Raw genomic sequence first — 15,392 nt, 5'->3', positions numbered from 1 at the left:
AATAACATTAATATTTCCGTATAATTAGATTAACCATTATGATTAACCATGAACGACAATTCTGAATCCAATCTTTGGCTCCAAAGACCTATTTTCAGCAAACGTTCAACGTATAGCGTCATACTATGGACACTATAATCACTGAATATGGAGGAACTGCTAATGAAAGCAGCGCAAGGCGTCCGATTGCTTCTGGTGGATGATGAGCCTCATATCCTCCAGTTTCTCGAACTGGGATTAATGAACGAAGGATTTGAAGTACAGACTGCGCCGGATGGTGCAGGTGCAATCGCTGCAGCCGCAGAGTTCAAGCCGCATGTCGTGATTCTCGACGTCATGATGCCCGGCATGGACGGCTTCGAGGTCGTCCGCTATCTCCGTTCAGAGGAGGCGGAGGTGGCCGTGATCATGCTTACCGCCAAGGATGAAGTGGATGACCGGGTTAAGGGCCTGTCTATCGGTGCGGATGATTATATGGTCAAGCCCTTCAGCTTCGACGAGCTGCTGGCCAGGATACAGGCCCGTCTGCGCAACCAGTTCCCGGGACTGCTCGGCGAGGTGCGCTGCGGCCCCTTCCGGATTGACGGCCGGCGCAAAGAAATCCGCCACAAGGAGGAGGTGCTGGAGCTCTCGCCCACAGAATATGAGCTGCTGCAATATCTGGTTATTAACCACGGGCTGGTGCTGAGTAAACCCATGATTCTGGACAAGGTGTGGGGATATGATTTCGGCGGCGAGGAGAACATTGTTGAGGTCTATATCCGTTCCCTCCGCGAGAAGCTCGGTGACAAGGATCACCGGATTATCCGCACCCTTCGCGGCGCGGGATACCGGGTGGACCTTGTATGATTGCCCGGACCCGGGGCTTCTTCAGCAAACTGCAGGCACCGCGATCCCTGCGCAAACAGCTGCTGGCTACCTCACTGTTAATCCTGTCCGTATTGCTGATTCTGATCGGCGTACTCCAGTATGCTCTGATGCGGAATTTCATCTACAGCAACCGCGCGGAGGCGATGGAGACCCAGATGCGCTCCGTGCCGCGCGAATTCTATTACATTAATCTTAATAATCCGCTGAACAACCCGGCAGTCGAGAACAACAGTGCCGGAGACAGCACCCAGAGGGGAGCAGCAAACGGAACTTCTGGCGGCACCTATGCTCCCGGCAATACCGCCAGTATGAATCCGGGCCAGAACAGCAGCCCCCAGAGCGGAACTCCCGGCGGGGCTGACAATGCCGGGAATAACACCAACATGAGCCCTGACAACAAGCGGTTCTACGGAGACCGCCGCCCGCTGCTGCTTGATGCTCATACTACGATAGCCATATACAGCTCAGACGGTACCTTCAAGGATCTGCAGGAAGAAACCCTGTCTGCGTCAGCAGCACCAAGAATGAGCAACGGGGAATATAACAGCCTGCTGAAGCAGGCCTCCGATAAGGCTACCGGGAAATACAGGCTGATTACCGCAGCAGACGGCAACGAGCATCTGGCTGTCTTCATGAACCTTGGCAGGCCGGGTGCTACTAAATTGTTGCTGCAAATGAGCGTAGAAACCGGCCCCCTGAGAGATGTGATTATGCAGCAGCTGCTGATTTTTGGCGCGTTATCGGTAGTCGCACTGCTGGCCGGACTATTCCTGTACCTGCCCGCGCTGCGCAAAACGCTGATTCCCTTGTCCAAGATGGGGGAATCCGCCCAAAGCATCGACGCCGGCAATCTCGATGTGCGCTTCCCTGTAGATCAGGGACAGCTTGAGGTCGACAAGCTCTCCCAGTCCTTCAACGGAATGCTGGAGCGTCTGGAGATTTCTTTTCACAATGAACGTGAGGCCAAAGAACAGATGCGCCGGTTCGCGGCAGATGCATCCCACGAGCTAAGAACCCCGCTGACCTCAATATACGGATTCCTGGAGGTACTGCTCCGGGGAGCAGCCGATAACCGGGACCAGCTCTATAGCGCGCTCAACAGCATGCATGGAGAGGCCAAACGCATCAACAAACTGGTGGAGGATCTGCTGCTGCTCGCCCGTATGGATGGTGCTCCGCAGCTGCGGGTCAAGAATCTGCTGCTCGGTGAGATGATTGACGAGATGCAGCCGCAGCTGCTGGTGCTGGCCGGTAAACGGAAGGTGAACTTCGATATTTCTTATGGCGTACGCGGCCCTGTGGATGCTGACAAAATAAAGCAGGTTATTCTTAATCTATTCCATAACGCCGTGCAGCATACGGATGCGGAATCCGGAGCGGTACAAGTCTCGCTGCATGCCAGAGGAACATGGGCTGTTCTGACTGTGAAGGACAACGGCTCCGGTATTGCTGCCGGACATCTCCCGCATGTCTTCGACCGGTTCTACCGCAGTGATTCATCCCGCACCAGAAAGTACGGCGGCTCGGGGCTCGGATTATCCATTACCAAGTCAATCGTGGAGGCGCATCAAGGAGAGATTACTGTAACCAGCACTCCTGGTGAATTCACAATCTTCCAAGTCTCTCTCCCCTGCCTGCCGGATTAGCTAATGACCTGTAATTAACGATATAATAGTAAGCAGAAGAAATAGCTGTCCTCATTGAGCATGGCTAACAAAACTTAAGCCCATGCTTCCGGTGCGAGTTTTGTACGAGGCGAATCCACGGAGTATGGGCTACAACAAAACTTAAGCCTATGCTTCCGATGCGAGTTTTGTACGAGGCGGATTCACGGAGTATGGGCTACAACAAAACTTTTAGGAGGTTACATCATGTACGAAATCGCTATTATCGGCGCCGGTCCTGCCGGGGCAAGTGCCGCATTGTTCGCCGCCAAGGCGGGCAAAAAAACACTGCTGATTGACAATGACAAAGGCATGACCCGCAGAGGCTGGTATGAGAACTTTTACGGAATCAGCGAAATCGGCGGACCCGACCTCGTAGAGACCGGACATAAGCAGGCCGTGAAATTCGGAGCCGAGCTGGTCGCTGAGCAGGCTACCGGATTGAGCGCAAGCGGTGAAGGGTTCGTAATTGAGACCGAGAGCGGAGCTGCTTACGAGGCCAAGCATGTTATTCTGGCTACAGGGGTACTGACTGATCTGGCCGCCAAGGCCGGAGTGGAAACCAAGGATGGCACGGAGCCAAGAATCAAGACGGTTGTTGCGGCTACTGCAGAAGGCAAAACCAACATTGACGGCATCTGGGCAGCAGGAACAGTTGCCGGTGTGAGTGTGCACGGTATTATTACTGCCGGAGACGGTGCCAAGGTTGCGGTTAATGTTATCAGTGAGCTGAACGGTGCGCGGTATGTTGATCACGACTTGCTGAAGGCTTAATTCACACAGACTAATAATATTCCCAATAAAAAATGCATAAACAACCCGCCTTCATCATGGATGAGGGGCGGGTCGTTTTTTTGTTATAAGGGAGAAGAATCAGCTAGCCTAGCCAGGCTATTGTTGGCAGATACCCGCTACTGAGTGTGCAAGCCTTGAACAAACACCTTTATCCGAGAAACGCTAAACGCAACAGAGTCTGCTGCAGCCTATCCAAACTGCGGATTGTTGTACTAAATGCAGGATTTCCAGCTCAGGAACCCCACAAAGTAAATATTGCTGCAGAAAATACAACATTTCAGCGCCATCGAGGCTCCAGCGCGCTAAATTGTTGCATTTCGTGCAGGATTTCCGATTTTTCCGGGTAAATGTCTTTGGATTGTTGTATTTTATGCAGGATTTCTTGAGCCGGGCGCTATAACGGGGCGTTGAGCTTAGGAGGCTTTGGGGTTCAGGGGTTCGGGGGGTTCGGGGGGTTCGGGGGTCCAGGCGTTAACGATAATGCTCCAGGCCAGCCGCAGCAAAAAACTGCTCCGGACGATCACGGTTCGCTTGCCGTAATCGTAATCGCCCGCGCAGCCGTCCGTTATTTGTTGAGATGGGCTACTCTGTGCTTCTGTGCACTCTGCTGCTTCTTGCCGCCATAGAACTCCTGAACAATGTAGAGCGGACGTCCCTTAGACTCATCGTAAATCCGGCCGACATACTCGCCCAGCACGCCCAGCATGATCAGCACAAATCCGTTGAAGGTTAGCGTAATCCCGATCATCGACGCCCAGCCCTTAACGGCCTCGTCCGTAAAGAGCGCCAGGTAGAGCACATACATAAGGTACAGAAAGCCGGATGCGGACAGCAGTGCTCCCAGATAGCCCGCCAGCTTCAGCGGTTTGTAGGAGAAGGAGGTGATACCGTCCAGTGACAGCTTAATCATGCGTTTCAGCGGATATTTGGTTTCGCCCGCCAGGCGTTCATCACGCTCATATTCAAGCGCCTTCTGGCGGAAGCCCACCCAGCTTACCAGTCCGCGGACGAAACGGTTTTTCTCCGGCAGACGTTTCAGCTCATCGCATACCTTGCGGTCAATCAGCCGGAAATCACCGGTATCAACCGGGATAGAGATATCTGTCGAATAGCGGAGTATCCGGTAAAAGAGGGCTGCCGTCCATTTTTTGAACAGGGACTCCCCGTTTCGTTTGATACGCTTGGCGTAGACGACCTCGTAGCCTTTTTTCCACTCGGCAATCATATCCAGAATCAGTTCCGGAGGGTCCTGCAGATCCGCATCGATAATAACCACGGCATCTCCAAGCGCATAATCCATCCCTGCTGTAATAGCAATCTGATGGCCGAAATTACGGGACAGGTCAATCAGCTTCACACTTTCATCCCAGTAGCTGTACTCCTCGATCATCTGCGCACAGTTGTCCGTACTGCCGTCATTGACGAAGAGCAGCTCATAGGACTCCCCTGTTGCTCCCATTACTTTCTTGATCCGCCGGTACGTCTCCTGAATCACTTCCTCTTCATTGAACATCGGTATAATTATGGAATAGCGCACTTGGGTGCTCATGGGCAGCTCCTCCTCAAATGATGTAGTTACTTAGTTAAGCGTGACCTCGTATAGTGTTCCGCCAGCGCCCCCTGATGTTCCCTGCCAGTCTGCGGACGGAATCTCCGTCCCGTTCTCAGTGATCCAGGATGTAATTTCCGAGCTGCCGCCTCCGCGCCCGCCGCCCATACCGCCGCTGCTGACCAGGAAGTATTTCACCTGGCCGCTCTCTACGAGCGCCTTCAAAGTCTCTGTGGTATAGGGAACGTCTGATGCGTTGAATCCGTTAAGGATAACCACCGATTCGCCCTCGTCGATAATATAAGCACCTGCCGTTCCATAATCCATAGCTGCGAACAGGTATTTCTCGCCGGTATTGTTTTCTTTAAGATAGGCCAGCAGATTCTCATTAACTCCTGTAGCACTATTCCTGCCGCCCATGCCGCCAGCACTGCTGCTGTCCGGGCCCGCTGCCGGAGTCATGCTGTTATTGCCGTACGTTATCGGTGTAAAAGCCCAGTAGAGCGGACCAATCAGCAGAACGAGAAGTCCTGTTACAGCAGCGGCATGCAATAAGGATTGCTTATTTGCGCTGACTTTCAGCAGCCGCAGGATGAGCAGCACTACGGAAGCTGCAACACCCGCTGCCAGGACAACAATGGACCAGCCGCTGCCGATGGTATCGTCATACGGATGGATAATATATACCTCGAGCACCGTTGTTGCGAGTACCGCTGCCGGAAGCAGCCAGGACAGCCAGACCGCACGTTCCTTGTAATAGCTCCAGAGCTGTGACCACCCTGCACCTGCCAGCGCCGCAACCGGCGGAGCCATCATGATCAGATAATACTGGTGGAAGAAGCCGGCGATGCTGAAGAAGCCCATGACCGGCACCAGCCAGGCAAGCCAGAACAAGGCCTCCTTATGCTTCCGGGTGAAGTTCTTCCGGCGCAGGCTGGCAAAAATCCCGATGCAGCCGAATAACACGAACGGCAGCAGCCAGCTGGCTTGGCCGGATAACTCGGACTGGAACAGCCGCAGCGGGCCGGCGGTACCGGTATTAAACATCCCGCCAGCGCCACCCCCGCCGCTCATTCCGCCCCGTCCGCCTTGGCCGCCGTCCCCGCCGCCCCAATCACCCGACTGACGTCCGCCTCCGCCCGTTCTGCCTCCTCCATCCTGCCCCTGCATTCCGTCAGCCTGACCAGGAGCCGTTCCCCGGCCTCCGCCGTCTGCAGCCCCGGCTGTTCCGCCACCGCTGCCGCCGCCCTGATCATCGCCGCTTATCCCCGTAGGCAAGTCTTGTCCCTGCTGATTTCCGCTGAACGATCCGCCGTCTCCATTCAACGCCGGCATTTCACCGCCAAACTCCGGCATCTGCCCGTTCATTGCGGGCATTCCGCCGCCGCCAAAACCGCCGCCGCTTCCGCTGCCGCCCGTACTGCGGTCACCGGTTAAACGGGAGACCCCGTTATAGCCAAAAGCCAGATTAAGTACAGAGTTGGTGCCGCTGCTTCCGATATAAGGACGTTTGTCCGCCGGTATGGAATCAACAATTACCGCCCATGAGAGCGAAACCGCCAGCAGTACTGCGGTGCAGGCGGCCAGAATCCCGGTTTTCTTCTTCCAGTTGACCTTGGCCGCCAGAATATAGAAGAGATAGAATGCCGGAACAACCATATAGGCCTGCAGCATCTTCTCATTGAAGGCTACACCAATCAGCCCGAATGCAGCCAGTAAGCTGCCCATCCGGCCGGTTCTGATGCCCCTGAACAGAAACCATGCCGCCAGCAGCAAAGTAAATACCAGCAGCGCATCAATATTGTTCGTGCGGCTCACTGCAGCTGCTACCGGTGTAGCCGCCATAGCCAGGGCAGCGAGCCGTGCAGCGGCTTTTCCAAAATTAGGCTTCACCAGCAGATAGACGATTAAGACCGACCCTACACCGCCCAGTGCCTGCGGCAGAATGACACTCCAGCCATGCAGGCCAAAGATCAGCGCACTTAGGGTCTGCAGCCAGAACGTTACCGGCGGCTTATCGACAGTTACGGATCCGGCAGAGTCAAGTGAGGCGAAGAAGAAGTTATGGAAACTCTGCAGCATGCTCCCTACTGCCGTAGTGTAGTACGTATTGACATATTGATCATTCCAGATTCCATAGCCGTACAGAACTGCCGCCAGCAGCAGAATACCCAGCAAGACGACGTCGGAACCCAGCCTTTTTAACCATTTCATAGATTCACCCGCTCCAATCCGTTCTTCTTGACATCCGGTAAGACGCCTTGTTGACCGGCCTTGTCTTTGTATAGGTGTATTATTGCATCCTTACCTTAACTCATAATGAATACTGGCTGAATGTTTGCTGAAACGGTACTGTATAAAGGGGAACGGCAAACACCCCCGCTTAGCCGTCCATGCTGCCTGAGCAGCACTCTAGAGAACGGATGCGGGGGTATACATAAAGCACACAGGGCAATATTCTTAAGCTAATCTTACCTACGGCTTGCGGGCCAGCGCCGTCACCTTACCGAGGGTATTCCAGTTGCGTGCGGTGAGATTCGTGCCCAGCAGCTTGTCAAACTGCACTTTGAACAGCGGCGATTCGCTTACACTCACCTCATAGTAAGTGTACATTTCTTTGCCGATAACCCGTACCTGATCCGCCCCATCCTCATAGGGACGAACCTTCTCCAGCGCTTCAGCCGAAGGCTCGTCAGCCAGAAATGAGACATACAGGCGTTTGAATTCCTCCGGCTCTGTCAGCGGGAACGGATTGCCGGCAATGACCGCTTCCAGCTCCTCCACGGAACGGAGGATCACAGAGACCTCGAAGCCGAAGGTCTCCCGGATACGCTGGCTGATCACTTCGGCAAGCCCTGCGCCGGAAGCCTCTTCACTCTCAAATACCACGTTGCCGCTCTGGATATACGTCCGTACATTCGCATACTGAAGCTCCCCGAACATCGCCTTAAGCTCCTGCATTTTGATCAACTTGTTGCCGCCGACATTAATTCCGCGCAGCAGTGCGATGTATGTATTCATAAGCTCACCTGCTTTCTCTATGAATGGTTATCGGGCTGAAGGCAGTGATCTCAAGCGCTTGCGGATTTCGCGGACCAGCTGCTCCTTCTCTGATACCGGAAGCCACTCCACCAGCCGTGCAGCCGCGACCGGCAGTATCCAAGCTTCAATATCTGCCCGGGATACCCCTGATAGTCTCATATATTCACGAGTATATTGACTCGTCATCCGCTTTCTGGCGAAGCCTAAGAACACTTTGGTGAACAGGGAGGCATGTTTGGGCATGGCTCCTATACTGAACATGACTATGGACCGTGCAGCATCTGCTGCAGGATCTCCTGAACCGGCAGTCATCCAGTCGATAACCCACAGCTGTCCGTCCATCAGCACATTGTCCGGATGGAAATCACCATGACATAGCTTATTCCCGCCTGGAAGCAGCTCCAGCTGAGATAGAATAGGTGCCTTCTCTTCCATATTAAGCATGGGGGCGGCAATAACATTCTGCTTCAGCCGTTTTTTCTGTTCTCCGGCTTCACCCGGGCCTGCAAGCTGATGGAGGCTGTATTGCAGAGCCGCCATCTGCTTGGCGTAGCTGGCAATTAGCCACGGCTTGGCACCCATCAGCTTCAGCAGCGGGGAGCCATGAATCTGCTGAAACACAATGCCCTTTCTGCCTTCTTCCGCAGCAAGCTCAACCGGCCGCGGGGTACGCACTCCCTGTTCATAGGCATAGGTACTGATGTGGTATTCCCAGTCCACATGATGCTCCGGCACCTCATTCAGATAGAGCTTAAGAATCGTTCCTTCGCCATACTCCATAACTTCCGCAGTCCGGCCTTTACCGATTACTTTCCCCAACATACTGTGCTTCCTTTCCTCTAATCCAGAATGATACGGGTATAATGCTCAACTACAGGGAATGGGCTGTAATAATGATGCAGCAGCGCTTTCCACTTCTGATACTGGGCGGATTCTCTGAACCCCACCGTATGATCCTCCAGGCTGCGCCATCTGACAATCAGCAGATATTTATGGTCGTCCTCCATACAGTGCTGCAGCTCATGCCCCAAATAACCGTCAATCGAGGCAATCAGCGGGGATGCCTCCCTGAAGCTCTGCTCAAACTGCCGGGTCAATCCCGGCTTTACCTGCAGCATTGCCGCTTCTGTAATCATGCTCTCATCTCCCTCTTAAAGTGAATCCCTGTAAAATTCATGATAGAAATTAATAATGACCAGCAGCACGGCCAGTGACTCGTTGACACTGCCTACCTCCAAAGAATGGTTGGCATCATCAATCCTGTACACCCGCACCTGCTTCAGGCCGCTGAGCTCGGCAGAATGCTGCTCCGTGAACAGCGGATCACTCCCGCCGTAAATAATGCTGCCCCGGCTCTGCTTAATGTACGGGATACTTTCAGCAACAGGGGTGAGGAACAGATGGGAAACCTTCTCTCCCATTCCTGTCTCTGAAGCTACCTTGCCGGCGATCACTGTCCCCATGCTTTTGCTGATGAACAGCAGCTGCTCATACTCCGGAAGCGAAGCAAGCGCCACCTTGCATTCCTCTGCGACAATATCAATTTCTTCACGTTTGAAGGGCGCCCGTGCACTTTGGTATCCATATTCCAGCAGCAGCAGATCACAGCCGTATTCCCGGGCCAGCTTGCCCGCATACTCCAGCAACGGACGCTCGGCGGAATAATTCTGCCCCGGAAACACCACGGCCAGCGACTTGGAGCCTTGTGCCACATACTTATGTCTGACTTCCCTGCCCCAATGTGAGGACATTACGATGCTGGATACACTCATCTATTCTCACGCCTTTCGTTATCCTCTTCTACAACATGATTCTCTGCCTATCATTATAGCCAACTTCCGCGCAGGTTGAAAATAAATAGCCCCGCAACGCGGGGCTGTGGAGGGATGGCATAGCTCATATGGATTTGCTGCTCTTTCTGCGGGAGAGAACCTCTGCTGCAATCCACAACATAACTGGAATAACCACCTGGAACGGGAGGGCATACACTTTGTAGATGTGATAAGCAAAATACTGCATTTCCATAATATCCTTATAGATGAAATCGGATAGATACACCATGATGAGCCCCATCTGGAGTACAACCGACCGGTAGCTCTTCAGCTTGAATACCTTGCTTACTCCATTACAGGTTACATACAGGCAGAGGCTGACTTTTATGAATAGCGCCGTGACAAATACGATGGCCGCCGAACCTTCAATGCGGGTCAGGAAATCACCAATGTTAATCCTGCTGACTGCCACATACGACGGAAAATACAGGCTTGAAAGGATATCAGGCCCCAGCACCAGCAAATTGCGCAGCGTAACAAAGATAATGATGATCCCGGCAATCAGCGAACCGCTTACCAGCACCCGTGTGGCAGAGCCTTTGGCCGGAAGCACATTGAAGGCGCCCAGGAAGATCACAATTTCGGCAAAGGGAAACGTGAATGAGCCTGCTGTATCTGCAAATACAGGACCCCACCCACTATCCAGCAGCGGCTTCATATGATGGTATTCGAACTTAGGAACAGAGAGCAGTTGTATGAGGACAATGACAATGAACGAGAATAGCAGCAGAAATTTGGCGCTTCTGCCGAGCACCTCCATCCCCGCATTCACAACCCAGATGCAGAGCAGTCCGATCATAAGCATCGGGGCAATCATTGGCGTGGAGGTTAAGGCCACCGTCTTGCTGAACTCCCCGAAATTACGCAGCACCAGCGCTCCCAGGTGAAGAGCATACCATATATACAGGCAGGAAAGCACCCGCCCGAAGACTGCTCCGAAGACAGCGATCAGCATATCGTACAGATCCTTGCCCGGAAAAAGCACATGGAGTCTCGCATAGATCAGCATGAGTGGTACAGCCAGCGATATCGCAAAAATGATAGCAATCCAGCTGCTGTTGCCGGACTGCCCTGATGTGCCCATGAACAGTGAACTGCCGCTAATAAATAACACAGCTATGCTGATGGACTGACCCGCCGGAATAATCTCTTTGCTCATGCTGTCCTCCTCCTTCAGGAGCGTACTCTAGTATAGCCTCTTGATTAAATCTACAATCAGCGGGGACGGGCTGGGAATCTCCCAGTGCATCGACAGCGCGAAGGCCAGGGAGAAGGAGATCAGGTACAGCGTAGAACAGACATAGAAATCCCGCTTCATGCCCCGCTTCAGCAGTCCGTAGGGATCAAAGATGGCTACAAACACATAGATCATCACAATGTAAATGACCATAACTAATCCCCCAGCCTAATCGCGCGTGTTGTTTTGGCACTGCTCTGAATTTCGACTTTGGAGCTGACCGTCACATCCAGATCAGCGAATGCTTCGGGCCAGTGAGCCTTGACCTTAGCCCAAATCTTGGGCTGATTCTCATGAACATTCTCGCCAAAGGCAAAAATATCGGCATCGTACTCCTGCTGGACTTTATGGATTACGGCAAGAATATCTGCCTCCATACGCTCACTAGCCCTTTTCTCAATATCCTGAATGGTTTCCCCTTTCATGAAGCCCTCAACTGTCATGACTTCATCCAGTCCGGTTTGGGTCATAGTTTCGATCTGCATCTGCAGCCTGCCGCCGGCCATCCTGGGCTTCAGTTTCGTTTGATTCGAGATAATCTCCAAGGAGTAGGACGGCGTTCCATGTTTATCCTCAATATCCAGCACACCGCCTGTTATTAAGTTTTTGACAAATAACATACTCTTCGTCTCATCTCCGTCCAGCTTACCCACCATTCTGTCCTCTACAAATACAGCGGTACCTTCCACACGTTCATTCTTCTGACCGTTTTTCACATGGATATTAACTATCGGCGCTACCGCATTATTCCCAAGGGTCTCCAGCTTGTCGATGAAATCCCAGATTTCCACAGTGGGTGCACTGCTGATATACTTCTCATCCCGCATCATCTGGGCTAATTCAAACGACATAATCGCTTGCGTCGTGCTATTCAGATTAAGAACCTCGCGGGCCGTCTTCTCTCCGGAGACGAAAATAAACACATCCGATCTTGTCTCCGTATCTCTGCTGTACCAGTCAATCGCTTTGATGAGCCCCTCTCTGGCAACCTCCTCACTGACAATAATGGCTTTGGCATGGCTCCAGAACAGCTTTTTGCCGGTTATGGAGATGATATTGCGGACGATCTCAAACATCGTATCCCCACTGAGACTGATCATCTTGAACCCCGCCTGCGTTTTATCCAGACCTCCGTTGGTATCCACCAGCTCCACAGTGAGGAGCAGCTTGCCGTCCGCCTTGTTCTTGTCGATCGCTACTCCTGCTACGATGGACATATCATCCACCTCCGTATAATTCCAGCACCCGGAAATGCTGAACAGCAGCAGCACAGAGACTAGCACGGACAGGACTCTGCGCAAGGTCCTCATGGCCGCTTCGCCCGCTTATTAGACGGCTTCCGCTTCATATTGCGCGCCCCGATCATCGCAGGCCGCAGATACATATCCCACCAGGGCGCACGGATTGCCGTGTCCTTAATATCCTGCGGCCGGATCGAGCCTACTCCGAGCATATAGGAGACTCCGAAGGAGCGCAGGCTCATCAGATGAATCACCAGACCCAGCAGACCGAAGAAATATCCGTATATCCCCAGAAAAAAAGCGATAAACAGCAGGGCAAGCCTGACTATAATCAAAGGGCCTGTCAGCCTTGGATTCAGCAGGGTCGTTATTCCCGTCAGTCCTACCATGATAACCATTGGTGCACTGACAATCCGCGCATCTACTGCAGCCTGACCCAGCACCAGCGCCCCTACGATACTGACAGCCTGCCCTATTGAGGTCGGAATCCGCGCCCCCGCTTCACGCAGCACCTCGAAGATGGTCAGCATGAGCAGCGCCTCAACGATCGTAGGAAAGGGGACGGATTGCCTTGCGGTCGCAATGCTTAACAGCAGCAGCGTAGGAACCATTTCCTGCGCGTAGGTTACAAGTGCAACGTACCCGGCTGGAATACTAATTGACATGAAAGCTCCCAGCACTCTGAGCAGACGGTTGAAGGAAGCGAAATAATAATTGATATAGTAATCCTCACTGGCCTGGAAGTTCTCCACGAAGACATACGGCAGCGTCAAGGCAAACGGGGTACCTTCAATGAGCACAGCGATTCTGCCCTCCATGATTTTGCTCACCAGAGCATCCGGCCGTTCGGTATTGCCGATCGTCTCGAATGGGGAATAGGGCTCATCGCGGATAAGCTCAGCCAAATACCCCGTATCCAGGATGGAATCAATCTCCACCCGCTCCAGCCGGCTGTAGAGCTCTTTAAGAATATCGGGTGAGGCCAGGCTCTCCATGTAGCAGATGCAGGTCTGTGTCTTCGTACGCGTCCCGATGTCAGTGAACACAAATTTCAGATCGGAGTTCTGTACCCTGCGCCGGATAAGGGTGAGATTGACAAACAATGACTCGGTGAACCCCTCTCTGGGTCCCCGCACCGCTTTTTCGGTTGTAGGCTCCTGTATGGCTCTGGTCTCCCAGCCTTGAGCATTGATATTAAGCGCTCCGGCGTAGCCGTCCATTAAGAATACTGTTTTCCCGCTGACTACAGCACCAACCAGTTCATCCAGCTTCGTAGACACCATAATGTCACTGATATTGATAACTTCCATGCGGATTTTTTCCATCAGCTCTGCAGGATTGCCGCTCTCTTCATCTGTGAATTCATAGGCCATGAACGGCTTGGTAATCCCATTCTGTATAAGATCACGGTCAATCATTCCATCCACGTAGATCAAGCCGCAGCGGATGGGCATGCTATGCTTATTCTCAATCACACGAATTCTCAGGGTCCCATCGTTACTGAAAATCTTCCGGAACAGAGCCAGCGTATCATCCAGCGAAGGACTTAACGGCTGGGAAGATGATATTTTGCCGTCAGCTTCACTGTTTATTGCAGCATCCTCGCTCTTCACAGCAGTCACTCCTGTCACATTTCTATTGCTCTGATTATCCCCCGTCTCTCTAACTCCTATTCGCCATAATTATGCTGTAGAGGAAGAACTCAGGCTTAGGCAGCGCACAGCAAATAGCCCCTGTCTGTATAGACAGGGACTTGGCCGGGCGGGACCGGGAGAAGGACTATCAGGCTATCGCGGTTGCTCCTATCCCGGCAGATGCTCTATGCGGCGCTTTATGTTATGGTTGTTCTAAGTACATACAGCGGATGATTCTGTTATAGACAAAGGAGCCTGTTCATGACGCCATTCACCAAAAGAGTGATCACCATTATTCAGTCCATTCCGGAAGGAGCTGTCATGACCTATGGCGGAATTGCCCGCGCGGCCGGAAGTCCCCGGGGAGCCAGGCAGGTGGTGCGTATTCTGCATTCTATGAGCAGGAAGTACAAGCTGCCATGGCATAGGGTCATCAATTCCAAAGGCATGATCTCGCTCACCGAAGACGAATCCGGCTCACTACAGCAGCTGTACCTGCTGGGTGAAGGGATTATTTTTGACGAGCGGGGTGTGATTGATCTTGAACGTTATCAGTACGATCCGGGACCCGCGCTAGAGCTGGAACTGGAGCCGGAGCAGGATTTCAACCCTGACCCTGAAGATCATCTTCTGCCGCCCTTCGAATAAGCTTTGCCGCTCCCGCTGGCAAGTCCGTTCAGCAGACAATAGAGCGTGGCATAAATCACCAGCAGCACAAAGGCTACGAATAAGCTGAAGAATACGGACTGCCGGTTCAGACTGTCCTTAACCAGCTGGTACAGCTGGTGGCGGTCTGTCAGCACATCCCAGCTGTTCAGGCGGTAGACTCTGCCCAGCAGAACGCCATAACCGCCCATTACGCAGGCAAAGAGCACGAAGATCCAGGACAGCACCCCATTGGTCTTGCGGTAGATCACATGCTGGAACTGGTACAGGGAGAAGAATCCGGTCAGCCAGGCGCTCCAGGTGAATAAGAGCAGGGTGGTCAGATCGTACCAGTACCGGTTCTGGATCGTCCCGCCTACGATGTATTTGCTTTTGCGGATGGTTAAATGCACGAGGTCAGTCATAATATAAGGCGCATTCGGGAAAAAGAGCAGCCAGGCTATGCCAAGCGGCAGAATCAGCAGCCCCCCGATCTTCCGCTTATCCAGCTCATGCGCGGCCATGGAGAAGAAGAACGGCACCCAGGCCAGAAACAGATTCCAGAGCAGAAAGGCATAGAACGTATCGGTCTGCAGCGAGACTACGCGATATACGGCAAGTGTTGCCGCCGTCATTCCAGCCAGAAGTATAAATACCTTCGAATAATTAAGTTCCTTCATGAGGGAATACTCTCCTTACCTTGATATAGTCCAGTTATGTACACTCCGGCAAAATCCGGTTCGTTCTCTCTAATTGTACAAATATGGAACCGCTTAGTCCAATATTGTATGCGGCAGCTATAAAAACAGCCCGGACGCGTGAATGTCCGGGCTGGAGCTGTTGCTATTAATGTAAATCTGGAACAGCAGGACCGGGATTCCGG

Annotated in this window: 15 protein-coding genes; 4 read left to right on the top strand and 11 right to left on the bottom strand. The window is 52.9% G+C overall.

The annotated features are described in order from the left end of the window. Nucleotides 1-162 precede the first annotated feature (162 nt). The 3 genes from GC101_RS26150 to GC101_RS26140 all read left to right on the top strand — a co-directional run bounded on the left by GC101_RS26150 (nucleotide 163) and on the right by GC101_RS26140 (nucleotide 3,308). Entirely contained in the window at nucleotides 163-849 is a 687-nt protein-coding gene (locus GC101_RS26150; protein WP_039309913.1) for a response regulator transcription factor, read from the top strand. After that, on the top strand, nucleotides 846-2,516 hold the full coding sequence (locus GC101_RS26145) for a sensor histidine kinase (RefSeq protein ID WP_171719703.1): 1,671 nt from the start codon (nucleotides 846-848) through the stop codon (nucleotides 2,514-2,516). The genes GC101_RS26150 and GC101_RS26145 overlap by 4 nt, the downstream gene beginning before the upstream one ends. Nucleotides 2,517-2,741: 225 nt before the next feature. Further along, nucleotides 2,742-3,308 carry an FAD-dependent oxidoreductase gene (locus GC101_RS26140; RefSeq protein WP_171719702.1) on the top strand — a complete coding sequence of 189 codons (567 nt, stop codon included), beginning with the start codon at nucleotides 2,742-2,744 and terminating at the stop codon, nucleotides 3,306-3,308. A 586-nt stretch (nucleotides 3,309-3,894) separates the two neighbouring features. Here the strand turns inward: GC101_RS26140 and GC101_RS26135 are convergent. From GC101_RS26135 to GC101_RS26090, 10 genes are all read right to left on the bottom strand, one after another. Further along, entirely contained in the window at nucleotides 3,895-4,878 is a 984-nt protein-coding gene (locus GC101_RS26135; protein WP_039306604.1) for a glycosyltransferase family 2 protein, read from the bottom strand. 30 nt (nucleotides 4,879-4,908) lie between these two features. Then, nucleotides 4,909-7,092, bottom strand: coding sequence for an ArnT family glycosyltransferase (locus GC101_RS26130; RefSeq protein WP_171719701.1), 2,184 nt, complete (start codon nucleotides 7,090-7,092; stop codon nucleotides 4,909-4,911). A gap of 261 nt (nucleotides 7,093-7,353) precedes the next feature. Continuing rightward, nucleotides 7,354-7,899, bottom strand: a complete 546-nt coding sequence (locus tag GC101_RS26125; protein WP_171719700.1) for a DUF1697 domain-containing protein — start codon at nucleotides 7,897-7,899, stop codon at nucleotides 7,354-7,356. A 27-nt stretch (nucleotides 7,900-7,926) separates the two neighbouring features. Further along, complete coding sequence (locus GC101_RS26120) at nucleotides 7,927-8,742, bottom strand: phosphotransferase family protein (protein ID WP_171719699.1); 816 nt, start codon at nucleotides 8,740-8,742, stop codon at nucleotides 7,927-7,929. Between the two features lie 17 nt (nucleotides 8,743-8,759). Then, nucleotides 8,760-9,056 (bottom strand): antibiotic biosynthesis monooxygenase family protein, encoded by a 297-nt coding sequence (locus GC101_RS26115; RefSeq protein ID WP_039306615.1) that lies wholly within the window; start codon nucleotides 9,054-9,056, stop codon nucleotides 8,760-8,762. Nucleotides 9,057-9,071: 15 nt separating this feature from the next. Further along, the gene (locus tag GC101_RS26110) at nucleotides 9,072-9,692 is read right to left on the bottom strand and encodes a BTB/POZ domain-containing protein (protein WP_171719698.1); all 621 of its coding nucleotides are present in this window, start codon (nucleotides 9,690-9,692) and stop codon (nucleotides 9,072-9,074) included. 124 nt (nucleotides 9,693-9,816) lie between these two features. After that, a complete protein-coding gene (locus tag GC101_RS26105) occupies nucleotides 9,817-10,911 on the bottom strand; it encodes a GerAB/ArcD/ProY family transporter (RefSeq protein ID WP_171719697.1) in 1,095 nt (364 codons plus the stop codon). A 27-nt stretch (nucleotides 10,912-10,938) separates the two neighbouring features. Next, the gene (locus GC101_RS26100) at nucleotides 10,939-11,142 is read right to left on the bottom strand and encodes a hypothetical protein (protein WP_171719696.1); all 204 of its coding nucleotides are present in this window, start codon (nucleotides 11,140-11,142) and stop codon (nucleotides 10,939-10,941) included. A gap of 2 nt (nucleotides 11,143-11,144) precedes the next feature. Next, entirely contained in the window at nucleotides 11,145-12,299 is a 1,155-nt protein-coding gene (locus GC101_RS26095; protein WP_171719695.1) for a Ger(x)C family spore germination protein, read from the bottom strand. After that, the gene (locus GC101_RS26090) at nucleotides 12,296-13,843 is read right to left on the bottom strand and encodes a spore germination protein (protein WP_171719694.1); all 1,548 of its coding nucleotides are present in this window, start codon (nucleotides 13,841-13,843) and stop codon (nucleotides 12,296-12,298) included. Before GC101_RS26090 ends, GC101_RS26095 begins: the two co-directional genes overlap by 4 nt. 282 nt (nucleotides 13,844-14,125) lie before the next feature. Between GC101_RS26090 and GC101_RS26085 the strand changes: the two genes are divergently transcribed. Continuing rightward, nucleotides 14,126-14,512 carry an MGMT family protein gene (locus GC101_RS26085; protein ID WP_171719693.1) on the top strand — a complete coding sequence of 129 codons (387 nt, stop codon included), beginning with the start codon at nucleotides 14,126-14,128 and terminating at the stop codon, nucleotides 14,510-14,512. Here the strand turns inward: GC101_RS26085 and GC101_RS26080 are convergent. Then, nucleotides 14,488-15,189 (bottom strand): DUF1361 domain-containing protein, encoded by a 702-nt coding sequence (locus GC101_RS26080; protein WP_171719692.1) that lies wholly within the window; start codon nucleotides 15,187-15,189, stop codon nucleotides 14,488-14,490. The genes GC101_RS26085 and GC101_RS26080 overlap by 25 nt on opposite strands. Between the last annotated feature and the right edge of the window lie 203 nt (nucleotides 15,190-15,392).

It is taken from the genome of Paenibacillus phytohabitans (assembly GCF_013141775.1).
GTDB lineage: Bacteria > Bacillota > Bacilli > Paenibacillales > Paenibacillaceae > Paenibacillus_AQ > Paenibacillus_AQ phytohabitans.
The sequence above is the reverse complement of the archived record's forward strand: the minus strand, read 5'-3'. Positions and strand labels throughout refer to the sequence as shown.

Excerpts from the sequence above, each read along its gene's own strand:
- GC101_RS26150 (WP_039309913.1), top strand. The coding sequence starts at position 163 with ATGAAAGCAGCGCAAGGCGTCCGATTGCTTCTGGTGGATGATGAGCCT.
- GC101_RS26145 (WP_171719703.1), top strand. The coding sequence starts at position 846 with ATGATTGCCCGGACCCGGGGCTTCTTCAGCAAACTGCAGGCACCGCGA.
- GC101_RS26140 (WP_171719702.1), top strand. The coding sequence starts at position 2,742 with ATGTACGAAATCGCTATTATCGGCGCCGGTCCTGCCGGGGCAAGTGCC.
- GC101_RS26135 (WP_039306604.1), bottom strand. The coding sequence starts at position 4,878 with ATGAGCACCCAAGTGCGCTATTCCATAATTATACCGATGTTCAATGAA.
- GC101_RS26130 (WP_171719701.1), bottom strand. The coding sequence starts at position 7,092 with ATGAAATGGTTAAAAAGGCTGGGTTCCGACGTCGTCTTGCTGGGTATT.
- GC101_RS26125 (WP_171719700.1), bottom strand. The coding sequence starts at position 7,899 with ATGAATACATACATCGCACTGCTGCGCGGAATTAATGTCGGCGGCAAC.
- GC101_RS26120 (WP_171719699.1), bottom strand. The coding sequence starts at position 8,742 with ATGTTGGGGAAAGTAATCGGTAAAGGCCGGACTGCGGAAGTTATGGAG.
- GC101_RS26115 (WP_039306615.1), bottom strand. The coding sequence starts at position 9,056 with ATGATTACAGAAGCGGCAATGCTGCAGGTAAAGCCGGGATTGACCCGG.
- GC101_RS26110 (WP_171719698.1), bottom strand. The coding sequence starts at position 9,692 with ATGAGTGTATCCAGCATCGTAATGTCCTCACATTGGGGCAGGGAAGTC.
- GC101_RS26105 (WP_171719697.1), bottom strand. The coding sequence starts at position 10,911 with ATGAGCAAAGAGATTATTCCGGCGGGTCAGTCCATCAGCATAGCTGTG.
- GC101_RS26100 (WP_171719696.1), bottom strand. The coding sequence starts at position 11,142 with ATGGTCATTTACATTGTGATGATCTATGTGTTTGTAGCCATCTTTGAT.
- GC101_RS26095 (WP_171719695.1), bottom strand. The coding sequence starts at position 12,299 with ATGAGGACCTTGCGCAGAGTCCTGTCCGTGCTAGTCTCTGTGCTGCTG.
- GC101_RS26085 (WP_171719693.1), top strand. The coding sequence starts at position 14,126 with ATGACGCCATTCACCAAAAGAGTGATCACCATTATTCAGTCCATTCCG.
- GC101_RS26080 (WP_171719692.1), bottom strand. The coding sequence starts at position 15,189 with ATGAAGGAACTTAATTATTCGAAGGTATTTATACTTCTGGCTGGAATG.